General features: G+C 63.0%; 17 protein-coding genes. 4 read left to right on the top strand and 13 right to left on the bottom strand.

Translation table 11 applies throughout. From position 1 onward, the window contains the following. Positions 1–6 precede the first annotated feature (6 nt). Positions 7–504: a hypothetical protein gene (locus FAS41_RS05195; RefSeq protein ID WP_246084812.1), complete on the bottom strand. Its 498-nt coding sequence runs from the start codon at positions 502–504 to the stop codon at positions 7–9. Positions 505–867: 363 nt separating this feature from the next. Between FAS41_RS05195 and FAS41_RS05190 the strand changes: the two genes are divergently transcribed. From FAS41_RS05190 to FAS41_RS05175, 4 genes are all read left to right on the top strand, one after another. After that, entirely contained in the window at positions 868–2,352 is a 1,485-nt protein-coding gene (locus FAS41_RS05190) for a ComEC/Rec2 family competence protein (RefSeq protein WP_138520554.1), read from the top strand. Positions 2,353–2,386: 34 nt separating this feature from the next. Beyond that, on the top strand, positions 2,387–3,376 hold the full coding sequence (locus FAS41_RS05185; RefSeq protein ID WP_138520553.1) for a ribonuclease T2 family protein: 990 nt from the start codon (positions 2,387–2,389) through the stop codon (positions 3,374–3,376). A 337-nt stretch (positions 3,377–3,713) separates the two neighbouring features. Next, the gene (locus tag FAS41_RS05180; RefSeq protein WP_138520552.1) at positions 3,714–4,673 is read left to right on the top strand and encodes an integrase core domain-containing protein; all 960 of its coding nucleotides are present in this window, start codon (positions 3,714–3,716) and stop codon (positions 4,671–4,673) included. Positions 4,674–4,956: 283 nt separating this feature from the next. Next, positions 4,957–6,006, top strand: coding sequence for a hypothetical protein (locus FAS41_RS05175; protein ID WP_138520551.1), 1,050 nt, complete (start codon positions 4,957–4,959; stop codon positions 6,004–6,006). Between the two features lie 16 nt (positions 6,007–6,022). On the opposite strand, the gene FAS41_RS05170 is transcribed toward FAS41_RS05175, so the two are convergent. The 12 genes from FAS41_RS05170 to fleN form a co-directional block, all read right to left on the bottom strand. After that, positions 6,023–6,430, bottom strand: a complete 408-nt coding sequence (locus FAS41_RS05170; protein WP_138520550.1) for a DUF2802 domain-containing protein — start codon at positions 6,428–6,430, stop codon at positions 6,023–6,025. Between the two features lies 1 nt (position 6,431). Next, positions 6,432–6,911 carry a chemotaxis protein CheW gene (locus FAS41_RS05165; RefSeq protein ID WP_138520549.1) on the bottom strand — a complete coding sequence of 160 codons (480 nt, stop codon included), beginning with the start codon at positions 6,909–6,911 and terminating at the stop codon, positions 6,432–6,434. Positions 6,912–6,990: 79 nt separating this feature from the next. After that, a complete protein-coding gene (locus FAS41_RS05160; protein WP_138520548.1) occupies positions 6,991–7,932 on the bottom strand; it encodes a CheW domain-containing protein in 942 nt (313 codons plus the stop codon). 112 nt (positions 7,933–8,044) lie between these two features. Beyond that, positions 8,045–8,833, bottom strand: a complete 789-nt coding sequence (locus FAS41_RS05155; RefSeq protein WP_138520547.1) for a ParA family protein — start codon at positions 8,831–8,833, stop codon at positions 8,045–8,047. A 49-nt stretch (positions 8,834–8,882) separates the two neighbouring features. Continuing rightward, complete coding sequence (gene motD, locus FAS41_RS05150; protein ID WP_138520546.1) at positions 8,883–9,764, bottom strand: flagellar motor protein MotD; 882 nt, start codon at positions 9,762–9,764, stop codon at positions 8,883–8,885. Positions 9,765–9,780: 16 nt separating this feature from the next. Further along, positions 9,781–10,521, bottom strand: coding sequence for a flagellar motor protein (locus FAS41_RS05145; RefSeq protein WP_138520545.1), 741 nt, complete (start codon positions 10,519–10,521; stop codon positions 9,781–9,783). Next, positions 10,521–11,639: a protein-glutamate methylesterase/protein-glutamine glutaminase gene (locus tag FAS41_RS05140; RefSeq protein ID WP_138520544.1), complete on the bottom strand. Its 1,119-nt coding sequence runs from the start codon at positions 11,637–11,639 to the stop codon at positions 10,521–10,523. The genes FAS41_RS05145 and FAS41_RS05140 overlap by 1 nt, the downstream gene beginning before the upstream one ends. Before the next feature lie 77 nt (positions 11,640–11,716). Next, positions 11,717–13,927, bottom strand: a complete 2,211-nt coding sequence (locus tag FAS41_RS05135) for a chemotaxis protein CheA (protein WP_138520543.1) — start codon at positions 13,925–13,927, stop codon at positions 11,717–11,719. A gap of 31 nt (positions 13,928–13,958) precedes the next feature. Next, positions 13,959–14,741, bottom strand: coding sequence for a protein phosphatase CheZ (locus tag FAS41_RS05130; RefSeq protein WP_138520542.1), 783 nt, complete (start codon positions 14,739–14,741; stop codon positions 13,959–13,961). Positions 14,742–14,759: 18 nt separating this feature from the next. Further along, positions 14,760–15,134 (bottom strand): chemotaxis response regulator CheY, encoded by a 375-nt coding sequence (locus FAS41_RS05125; RefSeq protein WP_085988857.1) that lies wholly within the window; start codon positions 15,132–15,134, stop codon positions 14,760–14,762. Positions 15,135–15,331: 197 nt separating this feature from the next. Then, positions 15,332–16,081 (bottom strand): RNA polymerase sigma factor FliA, encoded by a 750-nt coding sequence (gene fliA / locus FAS41_RS05120; protein WP_138520541.1) that lies wholly within the window; start codon positions 16,079–16,081, stop codon positions 15,332–15,334. Beyond that, positions 16,078–16,905: a flagellar synthesis regulator FleN gene (fleN, locus tag FAS41_RS05115; protein ID WP_017520297.1), complete on the bottom strand. Its 828-nt coding sequence runs from the start codon at positions 16,903–16,905 to the stop codon at positions 16,078–16,080. Before fleN ends, fliA begins: the two co-directional genes overlap by 4 nt. Positions 16,906–17,024 lie beyond the last annotated feature (119 nt).

The raw sequence follows: 17,024 nt of genomic DNA, 5'->3' as shown, positions 1-17,024 counted from the left end.
TCCTTCTCAGCCGCGGCACTCGCAACCGATGCGGGCCGGCGGCAAGTCAGCGGCCGGAGCGAAGTCACGGAACTCCCCCACCGACTTGCGGATCGGCTGCTGGTCTTCGCTGTGATAGAGCACCATGCTGCCGGTCACTTCACGCAGCTGCGCCAGGGACAACGGCTTGTCCAGCACATCCAGCAACGGTACGCGGTTAGCCCAGGCCCACTGCATCAGGCCACGCTTCTCCTCGGCACTGTAGTTCCCTACCAACAGGAACTGGCGGAAGGTATTGCTCTGGCTAAGCGCCTTCAGGCTCATCAGCTCGTTGGGGCCGGGGCGGAAGTCATCATGGATGAACAGGCTGTAGCGCTGCCGACCCGAGAGCGCCTTGCGCACTTCGTCCAGGTTCAGGCACAGGCTCAGGTGGTAGAACTCCAGGCGATTGAGCAGCACGCTGTAGTTCAACAGCCGGCCGGGGTGCGAGCACAGCACCATGGCCCTACGGGAAATGGTTGCCATATCGATGGCCTCGAAAAATTTTGACGAGGCCAATTTAGCGACGATTTGCCGCTTTTCTTATCAGACGAGTCCTAATCGCATGTAGCGGAATTCCTACAAATCAGGAATCCCGACAGGCGGTCTCACTTCAATCACCACGCGATCCAGAGCACCGTCACCACGACAAGCGCCAGCGCCCCAGGTCCCCCGGCCAGTCAATCGTCAACCCCGCAGCCCGGCCAACCTTGCCCGATATCAACAGGCCATCTATACCGAACGACGCCCGCTCAGAGGTGCACATCAGTCCACTACGACTGCTTGCGCTGCCAGTCCTGACGCCGATTCCCCATCCCACGGTACGGACATCAGCACAAGAGGTGCAGCATGGCGAACGATCTGGTTTTCGCAGGCCCGAAAAACGTCTTCATTCTCGATGCTCAGGACGGCAAACCCATCCAGCAGTTGCTCTGGGGCGATGAAATCGTGGTGCAACAGGACCACGGCGACTGGCTGGAGGTCGAAGCTCGCCGCGAGCGCGGCTGGCTGCGGCGCGACAGGACGACGCCCGAACGGCTGCTGGAAATCAACTTCGTCGATGTCGGCCAGGGCGATGGCGCGTTCATCGTCACCCCTGACAACGAGTTCGCGCTGGTGGATGCAGGCGCTGGCAGCAATATGCTGCGGTTCCTCTCCTGGCGCTTCAATCTGCGAGTTGGCCGCCCCGGCAGCGATCCGAAAAAGGTCGGCTTCAAGTTTGCGGTCATGAGTCACGGCGATGAGGACCACTATGGCGGTTTCGCGACGCTGTTCGAGAGCCCCCACTTCAGCTTCGAACGCATCTACCACAACACACTGGTCCAGCGGAAAGCCGCTTCGACGGCAGGCGGTCTTGGCGAAAGGGAGGATATCCAAGGCACCGCCTGTTATACGGAGCTGATCCGCGCGCCGGAAGACCTCGAGAAACTGCTGGCCGAACACCCAGGCGACTCGTCGAAATACCTGCAAGTACTGAAAGCCGCCGGCCCACAACGCACCCAGGGGATCACGGCCCTGGACAACTACCTGCCGGGCTTCGATCAAAGTCCCCGTGCAGACGGCCGGAAGCCATTGAGCATCGAAATCCTCGGCCCCATTCCGCTGGAAGCGGGAGGCAGGCTGGGCCTCCCCAAGCTCGGCAACACCCTCGGCGAGTCCAAGAACGGCCACTCCATCGTTCTGCTGTTGCGTTACGGTGAGTTGCGCTTCCTGCTGGGCGGCGACCTGAACACCCCGGCAGAAAACCACCTCCTGAAGCAGAAGACAAAACGCGACGCTCCGTCGGAGAATGCCAGCGCAACCGAGTGGGCGGACTACCTGGCGATTGCGAGAAAGCATTTCGGTGCCGATATCGCCAAATCCTGTCACCACGGTTCGGCCGACTTCTCCACCACCTTCCTGCGTGCCATCAACGCCGCAGCCACCGTCATCTCCAGTGGCGACGAAGAGCCCCACTGCCACCCGCGTCCAGACACGCTCGGCGCAATCGGCAGGCATAGTCGCGGAGAACGACCCTGCATCTTCAGCACCGAGCTGATGCGTTCGTCACCGGAATTCAGATCCCTGAGCCCCTACAACAGCGACAAGATACGCAAGCTGTTCGACGAATTTCCGGCTGCCAGCGAAAAGCGCAGGAAGCAGATCGGCAAGGAAATCGATACGCTGCTGAGCGCCAAGGAGCGGGTCGTCGCCACCTACGGCATGATTACCCTCAGGACCGACGGCGAGCGGGTACTCATGGCGCAGAAGCTCGAGCGCCCAAGAGCCGGCGGCGTCGAATTCGATATGCACTGGTTCTCCCGGCAGGGAAAAGTGCTCAGCCTGGATCAATAGACCGCCCCTACCGCACCCGTCAAATGGATGGAACATGACAGGGAAATACACCGCGCTCGGGCTACTCGCCGCCCTGTCGCTTGCTCCGTTCTTCACTGCGCACGCCGTTGAGGCGACCCAGGGGACTTTCGAGGCATCGACCCGCTGCGAGGCCTACCAGTCCTTCAAGAACGGCACCAATCCCGGCTCTCGCTTCGTCCAGCCCGGCGAGACCTACCGGGTCCTGGAGGTCAACAAGGAAGAGTACCAGTGGGTCCGGCTACGGATTCCTGGCGGGGGAAACGACGTGCGCTGGGTATCGGCAGACTGCGGCACGGTCACCGGGCTGCAGCTCGGCAGTGGCGCAGCCGCCCAGTGCAGCATCGCCGACACCTACGACAGCTACGTGCTGGCCCTGACCTGGCAGCCAGGCTTCTGCGTGCATAACCCGGCTGGTGGCGCAAAGCCCGAGTGCCAGGCCATGAAGGATGGCCGGTTGGCGGTGTCGAACTTCACATTGCACGGGTTGTGGCCGAACAAGACGCCATGCGGCAAGCGCTACGGCAACTGCCGAGGGGCATCCCTGGAGCTGAGCAACTCGACCCTGGAGTACATCAAGCCGTGGATGCCCAACTTCCAGTTCAGCACCCAATTCGGCAACTACGAATGGAAGAAGCACGGCGTCTGCCAGACGAGCCTGTCCGACGACGACTATTTCCGCCTGGCGGTGGACCTGACGAAATCCTTCAACGACTCGGCTCCAGGCAGCTATGTCCGCGAACACGTCGGCGGCACGATATCGAAGCGGGAGCTCTATTCGAAACTGACCGATGAATTGGGTAGTACGGCAGCGGCCAACAACGTCCTGTTGATCTGCCGCGGCGGCTACCTGGAAGAAGTGCGCATCACCCTGCCCCGGGACTTCAGGGGCGCACGAACAGTCAAGGCAATCCTGGACAGCCACTTCGCCGCACAACGCAGCGGAGATCGCAAGGAATGCCGCTCAGACGCGATCTCCATCGAGGCCAATGGCTACCGACGCTGACCATGACAGCGCGCGGGCTCAGTCCCGCGCCTTGCCCTGATACAGGTGAAAATTGGGAAAATTTATTTCCCGCACTCCAATCCTCACTCTGCGCATAGTTTTAGAGTAGAAAATAAATCTGTCCCCTTTTTCCTTCGCATAGTTTTAGAGTAGAAAAATAAATCTGTCCCCTTTTCCTCTCAAGAAGAAAATCCGCAATGGTTTCGGAGAAACGTTTTAAAACGTGCGCTATTGAATTTTTTGGCTTTGCCACGGATTAACAAAATCATCACTCCACCTCATTCCCAGATTCGTCGCACTCAGCACTGAACTATCCAGACCTGATCCGCACAGGTCGATGCCACCATTCCGCCAGGGCGGTGCGAAGCATCCTGTTCGCCAAGGGCATGCGATGGTTTTGTTCAAGCGGTGTCAGACAATCCGGCGGTGGCTGGTCAGCCTCTTCCATTTCCTCACACTCAGAAAATTTCCTGCGCCAAGCTCCGGTTGGCATAGAACTCGACGCGGTGCGGCGATTCGCTTGCCGCGTAAACCTCAGTGGGTGATCGATGAACTGATTTGCCTCAAGGCGTTGATGCCCCAGGCGGGCTATCGGCGCATCGCCGATACCTTCAACCGCCTGCATGCTCGGCGACGGCAGATAACGGTGAGTAAGTCCTTCGTCGCCTACACCCTGCGCCGGGAGCGTTATGCCATTGAGTGCAAAAGGCGGGAGTTGCGGCGACGGCAGCCCAGATCACTGAAGAGAAATGCTGTGTGGGCGCTGGACCTGACCGGCAAGCAGGATATCCAGGGACAACAGCACACCCTGATCGGCGTGATCGATCACGGCACGCGGCGCTTGCTCGAATTGAAAGCCGTGCCGAATAAAGCCGCCTGGACGCTGCTGGGTTATCTGTTTCTGGCGATTGGACGCTATGGAAAACCGCGCGCCTTGCGAACCGATAACGAGCGGATATTCACGGGTTGGGTATTTCCCAAAATATTGCGGTGGGCCGGTATTCGCCACCAACGCAGCGAGGTCGGTTGCCCTTGGCAGAACGGGCGCATCGAACGTTTGTTCGGCACCCTGAAACGCAAGCTCGATCAATGGCGCGTCGTGGATGACAAGCAACTGCAAACGGCATTGAAACACTTCACCTTCTGGTACAACGCGGTTCGGCCGCACCAGAACCTGAGTGGACAAACGCCGTCGGAAGCCTGGGACGGCATCGATCCGTATCAGCGCGTGCCAAAACGGGTGGAATGGTTCGAAGCCTGGGGCGGTTTGCTGAACGGTTTCTATCTGAGCGGGTAGCGGTGACTGTGCATTCGCCACTGGAAAACTACCTGTCCACGGAATAGGCGGACTCGCCTGAGCCAGCAGCGAGAAACACAGGAAATCGGGAGGTTTGCGGCGGGACAGTCAGTCGAAAAACTGACGGGCGGGAGGTAGCGGAGGAGCATTTCGACGGCTCATCCACGAAAAACCACCCCGCCAACTGGCGGGGAAGATGGTTTGGACACTTGGACGGGACACCAGATCTACAAAAAAATCTTTTCTTTCAGTCAGTTGGAATCAACGAATAGAGGTTGGCCGAATGAGTCGGACGCTGACTTATCCACACGAGACATCAGCCCAGGCACGTTACGACCACTTGCAGGCCGAAGTGGCACGGGTGGGCATGGAACGGCTGGGGGAGTGGAAGGGATTCGACTCGACCTACTGGTTCCGTTGTCGTAAAGGCCATGAGATCAAGCGCTACATGAGGCCCTTCACCCAACAATCGAAGCTGCCCGAATGCCAGACGTGCCTGAAGACTCAGCGCCTGCAGTTGCTGCGCTCCACGGCCAGGACCGCGGGTATCCGGCTATTGAGCAAAGAGTGGCTGGGAGAGAAAACCAATCATCACTTCCGGTGCGCGCAAGGGCATACCTGGGAGCGTACCGGTCGCACCGCATTGGCGAACATAAGCTGCCCAGTCTGCAACAATGGTCGGCTCAAGCTGGCTGATACGCTGCTGCTCAAAGATGGCCTCAAGCGATTGCGACAGGCAGCGAAAAGACGTGGCGGCAATTGCTTGTCTGATCAGTACCTGGGACTGATGAGGAAATACGACTTCCGTTGTGCCAAAGGGCATGTCTGGCAAGCCCGAGGCTCATCTGTCATGAAAGACAATCTTTGGTGCCCTTATTGCAGCCACCGGCCGATCGATCTGGCTGTCTGGCAAATGGACGGTCTGGCCAGGCTGCACGAAGCGGCCGCACGGCATGGCGGGGAGTGCCTGGCCGACGAGTATGTGGGTGCCAATCCTCGCTACCGCTTTCGATGCATCCAGGGCCACGAGTGGGAGACCAAGGCCGCCCACGTCCTGGCTGGTAGCTGGTGCAAAGCCTGTTTGACGCAATCCCAGCGACTAACCCTCGAAGACGCTCGACGCATAGCTGCGGAGCGCGGCGGTCAATGCCTTTCTGCCGAGTACATACGATGCCAGGAAAAACTGCATTGGCTCTGTCACCGAGGCCATAGCTGGCACAGCGCATTCAGCAATATCCGCTCGGGAAGATGGTGCCCGACCTGCGGGCACATGGATCGCTTATCCAGTAGCAAGTCCAAGGTCAGGCAAAGGTACGAAGCCTACGATCGCTAATCAGGGGCAACCAGTACTAGTCGCGCGCCTTGCCCTGATGCAGGCGGGCGACCAGTTCGGCTTCGGCCTGGGACAGGCCGCAGCTCTGGGTCAGGTCTTCCGGGCTGGCGCCCATGCCGACCAGGCGCGCGGCCTGGCTGAAGGACAGGCTGGTGGGGTCGCGCTGCTCGATGCGCACCAGACGCTCGGGCAGCGGCGCGACCTGCTTGTTCAGCTCACGCAGCTCCTCGCCCATGCGGATATTGATCTGCTGGTACGACTCGATGCGCTTGCCCTGCTCCTTCAGACGCTGCTCGAACACCGCCAGCTGCTTGGCCAGCTGCACCGCCTGGGCCTCCTGGGCGCGCTGCCGGCCGGACAGCCAGACGCAGGCCAGTGCAAGACCGGCGCAGGCGATACCGAGCACAACCAGAGCGATCAGCACCTCAGATGCTCTCCAGCTCCGACCACTCTTCCTCGGTCATCATCTTGTCCAGCTCGACCAGGATCAGCAGTTCGCCGTTCTTGTTGCAGACGCCCTGGATGAACTTGGCCGATTCGTCGTTACCCACGTTCGGCGCAGTCTCGATCTCGGATTGGCGCAGGTAGACGACCTCGGCAACGCTGTCGACCAGGATGCCCACCACCTGCTTGTCGGCTTCGATGATGACGATGCGGGTGTTGTCCGAGACCGGCGCAGGGTCGAGGCCGAAGCGCTGGCGGGTGTCGATCACGGTGACCACGTTGCCGCGCAGGTTGATGATGCCCAGCACATAGCTCGGAGCACCCGGAACCGGCGCGATCTCGGTGTAGCGCAGCACTTCCTGGACCTGCATCACGTTGATGCCGTAGGTCTCATTGTCCAGGCGGAAGGTGACCCACTGCAGAATCGGATCTTCGGCACCTTGCGCTGACGTTTTCTTCATATCCCCTCGCCTCTTCTGGTTCCACGCCGCCTGCGGCGCGGAGGTTGTCTTTCAATTCAGGTGGTTTTCCGGCCCGGCCTCAAGGCTGCAGGCGCTTGGTCGCGCCGCTGGCGATCAGTTCGGCCAGGGCCGAGACGTCGAGCAGCGCGCACATCTGGTCGATCACCGTGCCGGCCAGCCACGGGCGTTGCTGGCGCTGGCTGCGCCACTTCACCTCGGACGGGTCCAGGCGCACAGAGCGGCTGACCTGGTGTACGGCGAGGCCCCACTCGTAGCCCTGCACGGAAATCACATACTGCAGCCCCTCGCGGTAGTCGTCGCGGTAACGCTCGGGCATCACCCAGCGCGCGGTGTCGAGTACCTTCAGGTTGCCGTTCTGGCCCGGCAGGATGCCGAGGAACCAGTCAGGCTGGCCGAACAGCGGGGTCAGGTCGTGCCCCGCCAGTGGATAGATGGAGCCCAGGCAAACCAGCGGCACCGCCAGGGTCAGCCCGGCGACGTCGAACAGCAGGCACTCGAAGGGCTCGGCGGCCCACACCGGGCGACCGTCGTCGAGCAGCTTCAGCGGCGCGGCAGGCATCTCGGCGCTGCCGGGCTGGTGCAGGTCGATGACCTGGCCCATCTGCGCCGGCGGCTCATCGACTGTCGGCTCAGCGATCACCGGCGCTTCGATGACCGGCACAGGCTCGGGCAGGCGCAGCTCGGCCACCGGAGCTCGGGCGGCGACGTTCAAACGTGCATCACGGACCTGTTCTTCGAGTACGGCCGCTTCGAATTCGTCGAGGCTGACACTGGCTTCCGGCGCCTGTACGACGGCAGCCTGAGGCTCGGCGAGCAAGGGCGCGACCGGCTCGCTGACGACCAGCGCCACCGGGGCGACCGGAGCCGGAGCAACAGGCACGGCGACAGGCTGCGCCACCGGTTCCGGGACGAAGTCTTCGAAAGTGGCCTCCTGCAGCAGCGCGTCCAGGTAGGACTGCAGCGCAAGCTGGGGGCGAGTGGCGGTAGCGGAACGACTCATGATGGATAACCGCGCAAGGTGACATTCCAGCCTATCGGCAGCGGACGCGCCGCTCTTGAGCGCATCCGTCGGATTCTTTGGTTCGGGCCGGCCGGCATGGGCAACGACATGCTCAGGCTACCTGGCTCGCCGGCACATGGGCCAGCAGATGCTTGAGCAGCGCGCGGTAGGCGATCACGCCACGGCTGTTGCTGTCGTTGCGCGAGGGCACCATGCCCAGGCGGCTGGCATCACGCAGCTTGGTGTCCACCGGAATGAACGCCTGCCAGAGCGTATCCGGATAGGTATCGCGCAGCACCCGCAGAGTGCCCAGCGACGCCTGGGTACGGCGATCGAACAGGGTCGGCACGATGGTGAACGGCAGCGCCTGCTTGCGCGAGCGGTTAACCATCTTCAGCGTGTTGACCATGCGCTCCAGGCCCTTGAGGGCGAGGAATTCGGTCTGCACCGGGATCACCAGGTGCTGGCTGGCCGCCATGGCGTTGACCATCAGCACGCCCAGCAGCGGTGGGCTGTCGATGATTGCGTAGTCGAATTCGTTCCACAGCTGCGCCAGGCTCTTGGCGATCACCAGGCCCAGGCCGTTCTGCCCGGGCGACTGACGCTCCAGGGTGGCCAGCGCGGTGCTCGAAGGCAGCAGGCGGATGTGTTCGTGGCTGGTGGGCAACAGCAGCGATTCCGGCAGCCCCTCGGGCACGTTGCCCTGGTGCAGGAACAGGTCGAATACGCTGTGCTCCAGGGTGTCCGGGTCATGGCCGAAGTAGCTGGTCATCGAGCCGTGGGGGTCCAGGTCGACGATCAGCACGCGCTTGCCGGCATCCGCCAGCAGGCCCGCCAATGCGATCGAGGATGTGGTCTTGCCGACGCCACCTTTCTGGTTGGCTACCGCCCAGACTTTCATAGTGCTGGCTCCCCGCATGCACAGGATCGGATCAGGGTTTTCATATCGTTCAGTCCCCTGCCGATGACGAAGAATTGACGGCGCCACTGCCGGGCGCCTCACTGGCAATCACTGGTGCAGGTTGCGTGCCAGCATGCCGCAACGCCGGGTCCGGCTGCGCCTTGCCGCTGCCCACACCGCTGATGCTGCGGCGCACCTCCAGGTTGCGGGAGATCACCAGCACCACCCGGCGGTTGCGTGCGCGGCCGTCCGCCGTGGCATTGTCCGCCACTGGCTGGAATTCGCCATAGCCCACCGCCGCCAGCCGACCGGCGTCGAGGCCGTCCTGGGCGAGCATGCGGACGATGCTGGCGGCGCGGGCCGCGGACAGCTCCCAGTTGGTCGGGTACTGCGAATTATGGATCGGTACGTTGTCGGTGAAGCCTTCGACATGCACCGGGTTGCGGTAAGGCGCCAGAATCCTGGCGACCTTCTCGATGATCTCGAAGGCGGCGTCATTGGGAATCGCATCGCCGCTAGGGAACAGCAGGCTGGAATTGAGGGTGATCTCGATCCAGAACTCGTTGCCGCGCACCGACAGCTGATCGGTGGAAATCAGGTCGCCGAAGGCCTGGCGCACGCTGTCGCTGATCTGCTGCAGGGTATCGGGGCTGCCCTGGGCCTGGCCTTCGTCCTCCGGCTCGGTGATCGACTGGTCCGGCTGCTGGGTGCGCGGGCGCTCCTCGCCAACCGGGATCGGACGAATCGAGCGGTCCGGCTGGTTGAATACGCCGGTCAGGGTCTCCGAGAGGATCTTGTACTTGCCCTCGTTGATCGAGGAGATCGAGTACATCACCACGAAGAAGGCGAACAGCAGGGTGATGAAGTCCGCATAGGACACCAGCCAGCGTTCGTGATTCTCGTGTTCCTCATGACGTCTGCGGCGAGGCATGCGCATCCCCTCCTCCTCAGCCGACGAAGCCTTGCAGCTTCAGCTCGATGGAGCGCGGGTTCTCACCCTCGGCGATGGACAGCAGGCCCTCCATCAGCATTTCGCGGTAGCACGACTGGCGCAGCACGATACTTTTCAGCTTGTTGCCGATGGGCAGCAGCAGGAGGTTGGCCAATCCCACGCCGTAGATGGTGGCGACGAACGCAACGGCGATGCCGTTGCCCAGCTGGCTGGGGTCGGCGAGGTTGCCCATCACGTGGATCAGGCCCATCACCGCGCCGATGATGCCGATGGTCGGCGAGTAGCCACCCATGGCCTCGAAGACCTTGGCGGCAGCCAGGTCGCGGCTTTCCTGGTTGAACAGGTCGACTTCGAGAATGCTGCGGATGGCCTCGGGCTCGGTGCCGTCCACCAGCAGTTGCAGGCCCTTGCGCGCGTAGGGGTCACGCTCGGCGTCGGCGACGGTTTCCAGGCCCAGCAGGCCTTCCTTGCGTGCCGTCATGCTCCAGCCGACCACGTGGTTGATGCCGCCGACCAAGTCCACCTTGGGCGGCAGGACCATCCAGCGCAGCATGGTCACGGCGCGCTTGAGCACCGCGACCGGGGTCTGCAGCAGCGCGGCGGCCAGGGTGCCGCCCACCACGATCAGTGCCGCCGGGCCGTTCGCCAGGGCACCGACGTGCCCGCCCTCGAGGAAGTTGCCACCGATGATGGCAACCAGCGCGAGGATCAGGCCGACCAGGCTGAGGACATCCATCAGCCGCAGGCCTCGGTCAGGTGGCGGCCGATGTCGTCCAGGCTGAACACCGCATCGGCCAGGCCGGCCTTGGCGATCGCCATGGGCATGCCGTAGATCACGCAGCTGGCTTCATCCTGGGCCCAGACCTGAGCGCCGCCCTGCTTGAGCATGCGTGCGCCCTCGCGGCCGTCGGCGCCCATGCCGGTGAGAACCACTGCCAGGACCTTGTCGCCGTACGCCTTGGACGCGGAACCGAAGGTCACGTCGACGCAGGGCTTGTAGTTCAGGCGTTCGTCACCCGGCAGGATACGGATCGCGCCACGAGCATCGACCATCATCTGCTTGCCACCGGGAGCCAGCAGGGCCACGCCGGGACGCAGGATGTCGCCATCCTCGGCTTCCTTGACGGTGATCTTGCACAGCTTGTCCAGGCGCTCGGCAAAGGCCTTGGTGAAGGCCGCCGGCATATGCTGGATCAGCACCAGGGGCGCGGGGAAGTTGGCAGGCAGCTGGGTCAGGACCCGCTGCAGCGCCACCGGCCCACCGGTCGAAGTGCCGATGGCTACCAGCCGGTAGGGCTTACGCTTTGGGGCGGCGGAGGTCGCCGGAGCCGGAGCGGCCGGCGCATGGCTGCCGCCCGCCGAAGCGGAAGCGGTCGGGCGCGCCGTGCCGGCAGCGGGAGTCGAAGCCGGAGCGGCCGAGCTCGACGAATACGAAGCGTACGCGGCGAAGCGGCGGTTGCTCTTGGCGATGGTGTGGACCTTCTCGCACAGCAGCTGGCGGACCTTGTCCGGGTTGCGCGAGATGTCCTCGAAATTCTTCGGCAGGTAATCGACGGCGCCGGCGTCCAGCGCGTCCAGGGTCACCCGCGCGCCCTCGTGGGTCAGCGAGGAGAACATCAGGACCGGCGTCGGACAGCGTTGCATGATGGTCCGCACGGCGGTGATGCCGTCCATCAGCGGCATCTCGTAGTCCATGGTGATCACGTCGGGCTTGAGCGCCAGCGCCTGATCGATTGCCTCGCGGCCGTTGGTCGCCGTACCGACCACCTGGATCTGCGGGTCAGCCGAAAGAATCTCCGAGACACGGCGGCGGAAGAACCCCGAATCGTCCACCACCAGGACTTTGACAGCCATAGACACTCCTGAAAAAAACTTCTTCCATCACACGAGCGAGCGCAGCTTGTTTTATTGACTGCGCCCACCCATGGCGGTCAGATACGACGGGCGTAGCGCTTGAGCATGCTCGGCACGTCGAGGATCAGCGCGATGCGCCCGTCCCCTGTAATCGTTGCCCCCGCCATACCCGGCGTGCCCTGCAGCATCTTGCCCAGCGGCTTGATCACCACCTCTTCCTGACCCACCAGTTGGTCGACCACGAAGCCGATGCGCTGAGTGCCCACGGAGAGGATCACCACGTGCCCCTCGCCCGGCTCGTCATACTGCGCGCCCGGCACCAGCCAGCGCTTGAGGTAGAACAACGGCAGGGCCTTGTCGCGGACGATCACCACTTCCTGGCCGTCGACCACGTTGGTGTTCGACAGGTCGAGGTGGAAGATCTCGTTGACGTTGACCAGCGGGAAGGCGAAGGCCTGGTTACCCAGCATCACCATCAGGGTCGGCATGATCGCCAGGGTCAGCGGGACCTTGATGACGATCTTCGAGCCCTGGCCCTTGGTCGAGTAGATGTTGATGATCCCGTTGAGCTGGGAAATCTTGGTCTTCACCACGTCCATGCCGACACCGCGGCCGGAGACGTCGGAAATCTCGGTCTTGGTCGAGAAGCCCGGGGCGAAGATCAGGTTGTAGCAGTCGGACTCGGACAGGCGATCGGCCGCGTCCTTGTCCAGCAGGCCCTTCTCTACGGCCTTGGCGCGCAGAACGTCCGGGTCCATGCCTTTGCCGTCGTCGGAGATCGACAGCAGGATGTGGTCGCCTTCCTGCTCGGCGGACAGCACCACCTTGCCCGAACGCGACTTGCCGGCAGCCTCGCGCTCGTCAGGACCTTCGATGCCGTGGTCCACCGCGTTGCGCACCAGGTGCACCAGCGGGTCGGCCAGGGCCTCGACGAGGTTCTTGTCCAGGTCGGTTTCTTCGCCGATCAGCTCGAGGTTGATCTCTTTCTTCAGGTTGCGAGCCAGATCGCGGACCTGGCGCGGGAAGCGGCCGAAGACCTTCTTGATCGGCTGCATGCGGGTCTTCATGACCGAAGACTGCAGGTCGGCGGTGACCACGTCGAGGTTGGAGACGGCCTTGGCCATCGCCTCGTCGCCGCTGTTCAGGCCCAGGCGCACCAGGCGGTTACGCACCAGCACCAGTTCGCCGACCATGTTCATGATCTCGTCCAGGCGGGCGGTGTCCACGCGCACGGTGGTTTCCGCTTCGTTGGCCGGTTTCTCGGCGGCGGCAGCGGCGGGCTTGGCGGACGCAGGCTTGGCAGCAGCGGCCGGCGCCGGAGCGGCGGCAGGCTTGGGCGCGGGCGCTGCGGTAGCCGGCTTGGCAGCCTCGACCGGCTCTTCCTTTGCGCCGGTGAACTGGCCTTTGCCGTGCAGTTCGTCGAGCAGCTTCTCGAATTCGTCGTCGGTGATGTTGTCGTCGCCGCCGGCCGCCGGAGCTTCCTCGGCTTTCTTCTCGGCAACAGGTTCGGCAGGAGCAGGGGCTTCTTCCTTGGCACCAGTGAACTGGCCCTTGCCGTGCAACTGGTCGAGCAGTGCTTCGAACTCGTCGTCGCTGATCTCGTCACCAGAAGCTGCGGCCGGCGTCTCGGCAGCAGGTGCCGGAGCCACGCTGACGGACTCCTTGGCAGCAGTGCTGAACTGGCCCTTGCCATGCAGCTGGTCGAGCAGCGCTTCGAACTCGTCGTCGGTGATGTCGTCACCACCCGCGCCAACCGGCGCGGCAGGTGCCTCGGCGGCCGGTTCGAGGGCATCCATCAGCTGCTCGAACTCGGCGTCGGTGATGTCGCCATAAGCGGCCGGGGCTTCTTCCGCGACGGGCTCGGCAACGGCCGCCGCGGGAGCCTCGGCAGGAGCGGCGCTCGGGTCAGCCAGGCGCGACAGCGCGGCCAGCAGCTCGGGCGTGGCCGGCGTCGGCTCCTCGGCATCACGTACCTGCTGGAACATGACGTTGACGGTGTCCAGCGCCTGCAGCATCACGTCCATCAGCTCGGCATCCACGCGGCGTTCGCCCTTGCGCAGCATGTCGAACACGTTCTCGGCGATGTGGCAGCACTCCACCAGCGCATTCAGCTGGAGGAAGCCGGCACCACCTTTGACGGTATGGAACCCACGGAAGATTGCATTGAGCAGGTCCATGTCATCCGGGCGGCTTTCCAGCTCGACCAGTTGTTCGGACAGTAGCTCGAGAATCTCGCCGGCCTCCACCAGGAAGTCCTGGAGGATTTCGTCATCGGCGTCGAAGCTCATTCGGTGCTCCCTCTACAGCGTCAGCGGACGCTTAAAAACCAAGGCTGGACAACAGGTCATCGACATCGTCCTGACCGGATACGACGTCCTTTCTTGTATCGGCAGCAATCTGCGGACCTTCACCCTTGGACGATCTTTCTTTTTCCACCGCGTCGCGCATGCTCTCGTGGTCATGCTCGATGCCGGCGTAGCGATCGACCTGTCCCGCCATCCAGACCAGCTTCACCAGGTTCGACTCGACCTCGGTCACCAGCTTGGTGACACGCTTGATCACTTGCCCGGTGAGGTCCTGGAAGTCCTGCGCGAGCAGGATGTCGTTCAGGTGCGCGGAGAGCTTGCGGCTGTCCTGGGCGCTGATGTAGAGGAACTGCTCGACACGCTTGGCCAGGTCACGGAAGGCCTCGGGGCCCAGTTCGCGACGCATGAACCGTGACCAGTCTTCCTGCAGTTCCTTGGCCTGGGTCTCGATGTGCATGACCACCGGGGTGCACTCTTCCACCAGGTCCATGGTGCGGTTGGCCGCTTTCTCGGTCATCGTCACCACGTAGGACAGGCGATCAGTGGCGTCGGCGATCTGCGAGACTTCCTGGGCACGCGGAGAGCTGGGGTCGATCTGGAAGTTGACGATGGCGTTGTGCAGCTCACGGGTGAGCTTGCCCACTTCCTGGTAAAGCCCACGATCGCGCGCCTGGTTGAGCTCGGAGATCAGTTGCACGGCGGTCTGCACGTCGCCCTGCTCGAGGCATTCGACCAACTCGCGCGCGTGTTTTTTCAGGGTCGACTCGAAGTCACCCGCGGATTCGTTGAAATCCATGACGCCCTCTTGTCAGCCTCAGCTGCCGACCCGCTCGAAAATCTTCTCGATCTTTTCTTTCAGCACCTGAGCGGTGAAAGGCTTGACCACATAGCCGTTGACCCCGGCCTGGGCCGCTTCGATGATCTGGTCGCGCTTGGCTTCGGCGGTGACCATCAGCACCGGCAGGTGCTTCAGACGCTCGTCGGCGCGGACCGCACGAAGCAGGTCGATGCCGGTCATGCCAGGCATGTTCCAGTCGGTAACGAGGAAGTCGAAGTTGCCGCTGTGCAGCATCGGCAGCGCAGTGGTGCCGTCGTCGGCTTCTGCGGTGTTGGTGAACCCCAGGTCCCGCAGGAGGTTCTTGATGATGCGCCTCATCGTGGAAAAGTCGTCCACGATGAGAATTTTCATGTTCTTGTCCAAACCTGCCTCCATCGATACCAAACGCGCCCTGGCGGGCGTGCCGTCAATTCATCGAGCGCCGTGCGCTCTTTGCGGTGGGCGCGTCAAAGGAACGTCACCCAAAAATTCGTAAGCCTATAACTTGCCTAAGGAAAATCCCTTCAGCACCGCCCCACAGAGGCAGCCGACGCGAAACTACCCGATGCTCAGCGCGCGCGCCACTCCGCCAGACGCGAGCGCAGGCGCGCGGCGCACTGGCTGTGCAGCTGGCTGACGCGGGATTCGCTGACGCCCAGCACTTCGCCGATCTCCTTGAGGTTGAGCTCCTCGTCGTAGTACAGGGCCAGTACCAGCCGCTCACGCTCGGGCAGCTTGCTGATGGCATCGGCCAGGGCGGCCTGGAAGCGTTCGTCTTCCAGACCGTGGGACGGCTCGTTCTCGTGGTGCGAGGCGTCTTCGGCAAAGCCGCTGCCCTGGTCGCCGTCCTGCAACATGTCATCGAAGCTGTACAGACGGCTGCCCTGGGTGTCGCTGAGGATGCCGTAATAATCTTCGAGGCTCATATTGAGTTCGGCAGCAACCTCCTGATCTTTAGCGTCGCGTCCGGTGCGCGCTTCGACGGCGCGGATCGCGTCACTGACCATGCGGGTGTTGCGGTGGACCGAACGCGGGGCCCAGTCGCCCTTGCGCACCTCATCGAGCATGGCGCCACGGATGCGGATGCCGGCGTAGGTTTCGAAGCTCGCCCCCTTGCCCTGGTCGTACTTCTTCGCTGCCTCCAGCAGGCCGATCATGCCGGCCTGCATCAGGTCCTCCACCTGCACGCTGGCCGGCAGGCGGCCGAGCAGGTGGTAGGCGATGCGCTTCACCAGCGGGGCGTGTTTCTGGATCAGCAGTTCCTGGGAGTTGTGCGCCTGTGCCTTGCTGTACATACGCGCTCCGGAGGCCGCGGTCATACGGCCGAACCCGTGGGATGTTGCACCAGGCGCTCGACGAAGAACTCCAGGTGCCCTCGTGGGTTGGCCGGCAGCGGCCAGCTGTCGACCTTCTGCGCCACCGCACGGAAGGCCAGGGAAGCCTTGCTGCGCGGGAACGCCTCATACACCGAACGCTGCTTCTGCACCGCCTTGCGCACCGACTCGTCGTAGGGAATGGCGCCGACGTACTGCAGCGCCACATCCAGGAAGCGGTCGGTGACCTTGGTCAGCTTGGCGAACAGATTGCGGCCTTCCTGGGGACTGTGGGCCATGTTCGCCAGCACGCGGAAACGGGTCATGCCGTAGTCGCGGTTGAGCAGCTTGATCAAAGCGTAGGCATCGGTGATGGACGTGGGTTCATCACAAACGACCAGCAGCACTTCCTGGGCGGCACGAACGAAGCTCACCACCGAGTCACCGATGCCGGCGGCGGTGTCCACCACCAGCACGTCGATGTTGTCGCTGATGTCGCTGAAGGCCTGGATCAGGCCGGCGTGCTGCATCGGCGTGAGGTGCACCATGCTCTGGGTGCCCGAGGCCGCCGGAACGATGCGGATGCCACCGGGGCCCTGGAGGATCACGTCGCGCAGGTCGCATTCGCCTTCGATCACGTCGGCCAGCGTCCGCTTGGGCGACAGCCCCAGCAGCACGTCGACGTTGGCCAGGCCCAGGTCGGCGTCCAGCAGCATGACGCGGCGGCCGAGATCGGCCAGCGCCAGCGACAGGTTCACCGACACGTTGGTCTTGCCTACGCCACCCTTGCCACCGGTGACTGCGATTACCTGAACCGGATGCATACCCATATCAATACCTTGTCTCGTCGTTCGACCGTCACGCTTCTGGCGTTTCGGCTAATCCGGTTGCAGTGCTCTACCGCCTCCGGCGCTCGCGGATCGTCTTGCAGAGCATCCGCATCGCTTGG

This window comes from Pseudomonas nicosulfuronedens, from assembly GCF_005877905.1.
In the GTDB taxonomy this organism is placed as follows: Bacteria; Pseudomonadota; Gammaproteobacteria; order Pseudomonadales; family Pseudomonadaceae; genus Pseudomonas; species Pseudomonas nicosulfuronedens.
This window is presented reverse-complemented; position numbering and strand designations above follow the sequence as displayed.

Coding starts and splice junctions, on each gene's coding strand:
- motD (WP_138520546.1), bottom strand. CDS start 9,764: ATGCCTCGCCGCAGACGTCATGAGGAACACGAGAATCACGAACGCTGG.
- FAS41_RS05195 (WP_246084812.1), bottom strand. CDS start 504: ATGGCAACCATTTCCCGTAGGGCCATGGTGCTGTGCTCGCACCCCGGC.
- FAS41_RS05155 (WP_138520547.1), bottom strand. CDS start 8,833: ATGAAAGTCTGGGCGGTAGCCAACCAGAAAGGTGGCGTCGGCAAGACC.
- FAS41_RS05165 (WP_138520549.1), bottom strand. CDS start 6,911: ATGAAGAAAACGTCAGCGCAAGGTGCCGAAGATCCGATTCTGCAGTGG.
- FAS41_RS05125 (WP_085988857.1), bottom strand. CDS start 15,134: ATGAAAATTCTCATCGTGGACGACTTTTCCACGATGAGGCGCATCATC.
- FAS41_RS05130 (WP_138520542.1), bottom strand. CDS start 14,741: ATGGATTTCAACGAATCCGCGGGTGACTTCGAGTCGACCCTGAAAAAA.
- FAS41_RS05135 (WP_138520543.1), bottom strand. CDS start 13,927: ATGAGCTTCGACGCCGATGACGAAATCCTCCAGGACTTCCTGGTGGAG.
- FAS41_RS05180 (WP_138520552.1), top strand. CDS start 3,714: ATGCCACCATTCCGCCAGGGCGGTGCGAAGCATCCTGTTCGCCAAGGG.
- FAS41_RS05175 (WP_138520551.1), top strand. CDS start 4,957: ATGAGTCGGACGCTGACTTATCCACACGAGACATCAGCCCAGGCACGT.
- FAS41_RS05185 (WP_138520553.1), top strand. CDS start 2,387: ATGACAGGGAAATACACCGCGCTCGGGCTACTCGCCGCCCTGTCGCTT.
- FAS41_RS05190 (WP_138520554.1), top strand. CDS start 868: ATGGCGAACGATCTGGTTTTCGCAGGCCCGAAAAACGTCTTCATTCTC.
- FAS41_RS05140 (WP_138520544.1), bottom strand. CDS start 11,639: ATGGCTGTCAAAGTCCTGGTGGTGGACGATTCGGGGTTCTTCCGCCGC.
- FAS41_RS05160 (WP_138520548.1), bottom strand. CDS start 7,932: ATGAGTCGTTCCGCTACCGCCACTCGCCCCCAGCTTGCGCTGCAGTCC.
- fliA (WP_138520541.1), bottom strand. CDS start 16,081: ATGACCGCGGCCTCCGGAGCGCGTATGTACAGCAAGGCACAGGCGCAC.
- fleN (WP_017520297.1), bottom strand. CDS start 16,905: ATGGGTATGCATCCGGTTCAGGTAATCGCAGTCACCGGTGGCAAGGGT.
- FAS41_RS05145 (WP_138520545.1), bottom strand. CDS start 10,521: ATGGATGTCCTCAGCCTGGTCGGCCTGATCCTCGCGCTGGTTGCCATC.